At 46.8% G+C, this 6,535-nt stretch carries 5 protein-coding genes and 1 pseudogene; 4 read left to right on the forward strand and 2 right to left on the reverse strand.

Annotated features, from left to right (window positions below; genetic code table 11):
• Positions 1–690, reverse strand: a complete 690-nt coding sequence (locus DW640_RS20445) for a response regulator transcription factor (protein ID WP_117578892.1) — start codon at positions 688–690, stop codon at positions 1–3.
• Positions 691–923: 233 nt separating this feature from the next.
• Between DW640_RS20445 and DW640_RS20450 the strand changes: the two genes are divergently transcribed.
• The 4 genes from DW640_RS20450 (at position 924) to DW640_RS20465 (ending at position 5,786) form a co-directional block, all read left to right on the forward strand.
• On the forward strand, positions 924–2,117 hold the full coding sequence (locus tag DW640_RS20450) for a hypothetical protein (protein ID WP_008762295.1): 1,194 nt from the start codon (positions 924–926) through the stop codon (positions 2,115–2,117).
• A gap of 51 nt (positions 2,118–2,168) precedes the next feature.
• Positions 2,169–2,975 (forward strand): DUF3805 domain-containing protein, encoded by an 807-nt coding sequence (locus DW640_RS20455; RefSeq protein ID WP_048696163.1) that lies wholly within the window; start codon positions 2,169–2,171, stop codon positions 2,973–2,975.
• A gap of 28 nt (positions 2,976–3,003) precedes the next feature.
• On the forward strand, positions 3,004–4,872 hold the full coding sequence (locus DW640_RS20460) for an ABC-F family ATP-binding cassette domain-containing protein (RefSeq protein ID WP_022470075.1): 1,869 nt from the start codon (positions 3,004–3,006) through the stop codon (positions 4,870–4,872).
• Between the two features lie 71 nt (positions 4,873–4,943).
• Positions 4,944–5,786 carry a histidinol-phosphatase gene (locus tag DW640_RS20465; protein WP_074856842.1) on the forward strand — a complete coding sequence of 281 codons (843 nt, stop codon included), beginning with the start codon at positions 4,944–4,946 and terminating at the stop codon, positions 5,784–5,786.
• A gap of 89 nt (positions 5,787–5,875) precedes the next feature.
• On the opposite strand, the pseudogene DW640_RS20470 reads toward DW640_RS20465, so the two are convergent.
• Positions 5,876–6,535, reverse strand: a pseudogene (locus tag DW640_RS20470) (fucose isomerase); the annotation flags it as partial.

Here is a 6,535-nt window from a genome sequence, read left to right on the forward strand (position 1 = left end):
TTATTCGGCTTCAAAGCAGTATCCGTATCCCAGGCGGGTAACGATGCACTTGCCATATTCGCCAATTTTCTTCCGTAAACGGGTGATATTCACATCAATGGTACGATCGAGTACGTATACTTCGTCGCTCCAGATGCGTGCCAGAATGTCTTCACGGGAGAAGACGCGTCCTTTGTTCTGCACCAGCAGAAGCAGTATCTCAAATTCTTTCTTCGTCAGCTGCACTTCTTCGTCGTCTATGCTTACCTTCTTCTTGGTGATGTCGATCACGAGTGACTGGTAAGTCAGGCGTTCGGGCGCCTTTTCCGTCTCCATCGTGGCGGTACGCCTCAGTACGGCTTTCACACGGGCGATCACTTCGCGCAGGGAGAAAGGCTTGGAGATATAATCGTCCGCTCCCAGATTGAAGCCTGTTACGGTATCGTTTTCGGTATCTTTGGCTGTGATGAAGATGATGGGCACTCTGGCTGTTTTCTTGTCTTTCTTCAGCATGTTTGCCATCTTGAAACCGGAGATTTCCCCCATCATCACGTCCAGAAGAATCAGGTGGTAACTGCTGATATCCATCTTCAGAGCCTCTTCGGCGGAGTTGGTGGTATCCACTTCATAACCTTCGTTTTCAAGATTGAATTTCAGAATCTCACAGAGGTCTTCTTCATCGTCGACAACTAAAATACGGTAATCGTTCATATGATATATGTATTAATGTGATATGACAAAGTTAAGCTTTTTTTTATTTCGGGACAAAGATGAGAAGACTTTGTTACGGGCGGATGAAACAAATATTACAATCGTATTACATTCCGCTGAATGCGGGCATCGGGATGATATTTGAAAGTTTTTATGGGATATGCGAGGAAAAACCGTCTGTTATTTGTTATCTTTGTGTAGCGATAGGATAATAAATACACAGTTTGCAGATCATGATAAAAATAGACTTGAAACGATATAGACGCGAAGTGGTAGGAGGGGTGATTGTACTGCTTCTTCTCATCGGGGGAATCTCCGTCTTTAAATATACTTCTTTTAATTCCGGCTTTGAGATCGTAGACGATCTGGGAGGAAATATCTTTCCGTCGGCCATCCTGTCGGTAGCCACTACGGACGCGCAGGTGATTACTCCTTCGGATTCTACCTGTCTCGGAAATCCGAAATCGTGCATCGCCGTTCGGGTGAAGTCAAGGACTGCTTACAGCCGAGTGCGGATAGAGGTTGCCGAGACCCCTTTCTTTTCCCGTTCCGTGTCGGAATTTGTGCTGAACAAGCCGAGGACGGAATATACTATTTATCCCGATATCATCTGGAATTACGAGGCACTGAAGAATAACGCACAGGCGGAACCGGTGAGCGTAGCCGTAAAAGTGGAGATGAACGGGAAAGACTTGGGACAACGGGTACGTACGTTTTCGGTGCGTAGCGTCAATGAATGCCTGTTGGGTTATGTGGCGAACGGGACGAAGTTTTACGATACCAGTATCTTTTTTGCCGCATACGTCAACGAAGAGAATCCGATGATCGACCAGCTGCTTCGTGAAGCGCTGAATACCCGCATCGTGAATCGTTTCCTGGGCTACCAGAGCACGGCCAAAGGTGCGGTAGACAAGCAGGTGTACGCACTTTGGAACATCTTACAGAAACGTAAGTTCCGCTACAGTTCCGTATCCAATACGAGCCTTTCGAGCAATGTCGTTTTCTCGCAACGCGTCCGCACCTTTGACGATGCGCTGGAATCGTCGCAGATCAACTGTGTGGACGGCAGCGTACTGTTCGCTTCGCTCCTTCGGGCTATCAATATCGAACCGATACTGGTACGTACACCGGGGCATATGTTCGTAGGATACTACACCGACAACTCTCATAAGGACATGAACTTCCTCGAAACGACGATGATCGGTGATGTAGACCTCGACGACTTCTTCCCGGATGAACAACTGGACTCTACCATGGTCGGCAAATCGCAGAACGAAATGTCACTGCTCACTTTCGAGAAATCCAAACAGTACGCCAACAAAAAGTACAAAGACAATGAAGCAGGCATCCATTCCGGAAAGCTGAACTATATGTTTCTGGAGATTTCCAAAGAAGTACGGAGGAAAATACAGCCGATAGGAAAGTGAAATTCATTTTTAATTCGTATTTTTGCAAGGTTAATCATTTAATGAAAAAGGATGCAAGGCAAGAAATTTATCTCCCCCGGAGCGTGGTTTTCGATGAACTATCCGTCGGACTGGAACGAGTTTGAAGATGGCGAAGGCTCTTTTCTTTTCTATAACCCCGATGTATGGACGGGCAACTTTCGTATATCAGCTTTTAAAGGCAACGCCTCATACGGTAAAGACGCCATCCGTCAGGAACTGAAAGAAAACGATTCGGCTTCATTGGTGAAAATCGGTACATGGGACTGTGCCTACAGTAAAGAAATGTTTCAGGAAGAGGGCACTTATTATACTTCTCACCTGTGGATAACAGGAACCGGCAATATCGCTTTTGAATGTTCTTTCACCGTGCCCAAAGGCGGAAGCACCAAGGAAGCGGAAGAGGTCATCGCTACACTGGAAGCCCGCAAGGAAGGCGAGAAATATCCCGCAGAACTGATTTCTGTCCGCCTATCGGAAATCTATCAGATCAATGAAGGCTACGAGTGGGTAGTATCTACCGTCAAACAGGAACTCAAAAAAGACTTTCAGGGAGTGGAAGAGGACTTGGAGAAGATTCAGCAAGTGATAGACAGCGGTAAGATCAGCCCCAAGAAGAAAGATGAATGGCTCGCCATCGGTATAACGGTATGCGCGATTCTGACTAACGAAGTGGAAGGCATGGAGTGGAAAACCTTGATTGACGGCAATCGGGAAGTCCCCGTACTCGAATACCAAGGCCGGACCATCGACCCGATGAAAATCGCATGGAGCAAAGTTAAGGCCGGCCAACCCTGCAACATTGCCGAAGCATATCAATCGGCAATCGATCATCACTAAATCACGAACCAGCTAATCACTAAATTACGTGGCAGTACCTTATTTACAAGTAGACAACCTGACCAAGTCCTTCGGCGACTTGGTTCTTTTTGAAAATATATCTTTTGGCATTGCCGAGGGGCAACGCGTCGGATTAATCGCCAAGAACGGCAGCGGAAAAACAACCTTACTGAATATCATCGCCGGAAAAGAAGGGTATGACAGCGGAAACATCGTCTTCCGCCGTGACCTTCGTGTGGATTATCTGGAACAAGACCCGCAGTATCCCGAAGAACTGACCGTTCTCGAAGCCTGTTTCCATCACGGCAACAGCACCGTCGAACTGATTAAAGAGTACGAACGATGTATGGAAACCGAAGGGCATCCGGGACTGGAAGACCTCTTGGCACGCATGGACCAGGAGAAAGCATGGGAATATGAGCAGAAAGCCAAGCAAATTCTGTCCCAACTGAAAATCCGTAACTTTGACCAGCAGGTGAAGCAGCTTTCCGGCGGACAGCTGAAACGTGTAGCCTTAGCCAACGCCCTGATCACCGAACCGGATTTGCTGATTCTCGATGAGCCTACCAACCATCTGGACCTGGACATGACCGAATGGTTGGAAGACTACCTGCGTCGCACCAACCTGAGCCTGCTGATGGTGACGCACGACCGTTATTTCCTCGACCGTGTCTGCTCGGAGATTATCGAAATTGACAATCAGCAGATTTATCAATATAAAGGTAACTACAGCTATTATCTGGAGAAACGTCAGGAACGCATCGAAGCTAAAAGCGTGGAAATAGAACGTGCCAACAACCTCTATCGTACGGAACTCGACTGGATGCGCCGGATGCCGCAGGCACGCGGACACAAAGCCCGATACCGTGAAGATGCCTTCTATGAACTGGAGAAGGTTGCCAAGCAACGTTTCAACAATGACAACGTAAAACTGGAAGTAAAGGCCTCTTATATCGGAAGCAAGATATTCGAAGCCGATCATCTGTTCAAGAGCTACGGCGACCTGAAGATTCTGGATGATTTTTCCTATATCTTTGCCCGTTACGAGAAGATGGGAATTGTAGGAAATAACGGAACGGGTAAATCTACTTTTATCAAAATATTGATGGGACAGGTCAAACCCGACAGCGGAACGGTGGATGTGGGCGAAACTGTCCGTTTCGGCTATTACTCGCAGGACGGTCTCCAGTTCGACGAACAAATGAAGGTGATTGATGTCGTGCAGGATATAGCCGAAGTGATCGAACTGGGGAATGGAAAGAAGCTGACGGCTTCGCAATTCCTGCAGCATTTCCTGTTTACTCCCGAAACGCAGCATAGCTATGTCTATAAACTGAGTGGGGGAGAGCGCCGCCGCCTTTACCTGTGCACGGTGCTGATGCGTAATCCCAACTTCCTCGTGCTCGATGAGCCTACCAACGACCTGGACATCATCACTCTGAATGTGCTCGAAGAGTATCTGCAGAACTTCAAGGGCTGTGTCATAGTCGTTTCCCACGACCGCTACTTTATGGATAAGGTAGTAGACCATCTGATGGTATTCAACGGACAGGGAGATATTCGTGACTTCCCCGGAAACTATAGCGATTACCGTGACTGGAAAGAAGCCAAGGCACAGAAAGAAAAGGAAGCGGAAAAGCCGCAGGAAGAGAAGACCGCCCGTGTCCGTCTGAACGATAAGCGGAAAATGAGCTTCAAGGAAAAGCGTGAGTTCGAACAACTGGAAAAAGAAATAGCGGAACTGGAAGCGGAGAAGGCACAGATTGAAGAACTGCTTTGCAGCGGAACGCTTTCTGTAGACGAACTGACTGAAAAGTCGAAACGTCTGCCCGAAGTGAATGATCTGATTGACGAAAAGACCATGCGCTGGCTGGAACTGAGCGAGATAGAAGGCTGACATGAATCTGAACGGAAAGAAACTGTAATAACTGAAACAACCTGATAATAACCGAAATAACATAGACCGATATGACAAACCTGACCAATTACCATAGTCACTGCTTATATTGTGACGGACGAGCTAATATGGAAGATTTTATCCGTTTTGCCATTAGTGAAGGCTTTTCTTCTTATGGCATTTCTTCTCACGCTCCTCTGCCATTTTCTACAGCATGGACGATGGAGTGGGACCGGATGGATGATTACCTTTCCGAATTTTCTCGTCTGAAGGAGAAATATGCCGATAAAATAGAGCTTGCCATCGGACTCGAAATAGACTATCTGAATGAAGAGAGCCATCCCGCTATCCCTCGTTTTCAGGAATTGCCGCTCGATTATCGGATTGGTTCTGTGCATATGCTCTATTCTCCGCAGGGCAAAGTCGTGGATATCGATACCCCTGCCGATATATTCCGTCAATTGATAGATGCGCATTTTGAAGGTGATCTCGATTACGTTGTCCACCTTTATTATAAGAATCTGCTCCGTATGGTCGAGCTGGGAGGTTTTGATATCCTTGGTCATGCAGATAAGATGCACTATAATGCCTCTTGCTATCGTCCGGGATTATTGGACGAACCGTGGTATGATGCGTTGGTTCGCGATTATTTTGCAGAAATAGCCCGTCATGGATATATCGTTGAAATTAATACCAAGTCTTATCATGATTTGGGAACTTTCTATCCGAACGAACGCTATTTCCCTTTATTGAAAGAATTGGGTATTCGGGTACAGGTGAATAGTGATGCCCATTATCCGGAACGGATTAATAACAGTCGTGCCGAAGCATTGGCAGCCTTGAAGAAAGTCGGCTTTGACACAGTAGTGGAGTGGCACGGCGGACAGTGGAAAGATATGCCTCTGTTACAATAAAACAGAGCTTCTGTTTATAATAAATGCAGGCTCCGTCAACTGCTGACAGAGCCTGCATTTATCTATAACAGAGCCTCTGTTTCGATCCCCTATTCCGTCCTTTTGCAGGCATTCGATAACAGGAACTCATTCAAAGCTTCTTCATAATTCCCATGAATCATAATATGATGATTGCCTAGCGGGTTTTTCAGGAAATAATCCGCCGGAGTATTCATGCGGATACGCACCTGCGTGCGGCACATATTGATATAATTCGTATTCTCGGTTAGAGTTCCGGTAGACAGGTAATACTCATCCAGACATTCGCCTCCGCATTTTACGATAGTCACGTCACCTGTCGGGAGCAGTCCTTGAATGGCGATACCTTTCTCTGTCTCAAAATGATTGCGGATAATATATCTTTCCGTCTGTTTGAGTCCTATAGTGCAATGTGCCAGTATTAATTCATTGGTTCGCGTATTGATGGTGGATGGATTTGCCATGAATCCTTCTTTTCCTGTCAGCGCCTTAACTGCCAGAAGAGTGAAGATAGACTGGAGATCTCCCTCACAGCCTGCCATGATACCGTCATCATTCAGCAATGACAATGCCAGACAGCCGGTCGTATCAATTTGATCGATCAGTTTGAAGCAGCTTAATGTCAGCGCTTCCAGCTTCTCTTCTTCGCAAATTCTCTTGATGGCCCTGTATAATCGCATTGCTTTGATTAAATCCTCGGGAGTTCCCTCGCGGCAGGCAAGCGCCTGCGA

Origin of the sequence: Bacteroides sp. AM23-12, assembly GCF_003434395.1 — a bacterium.
In the GTDB taxonomy this organism is placed as follows: Bacteria; Bacteroidota; Bacteroidia; order Bacteroidales; family Bacteroidaceae; genus Bacteroides; species Bacteroides thetaiotaomicron.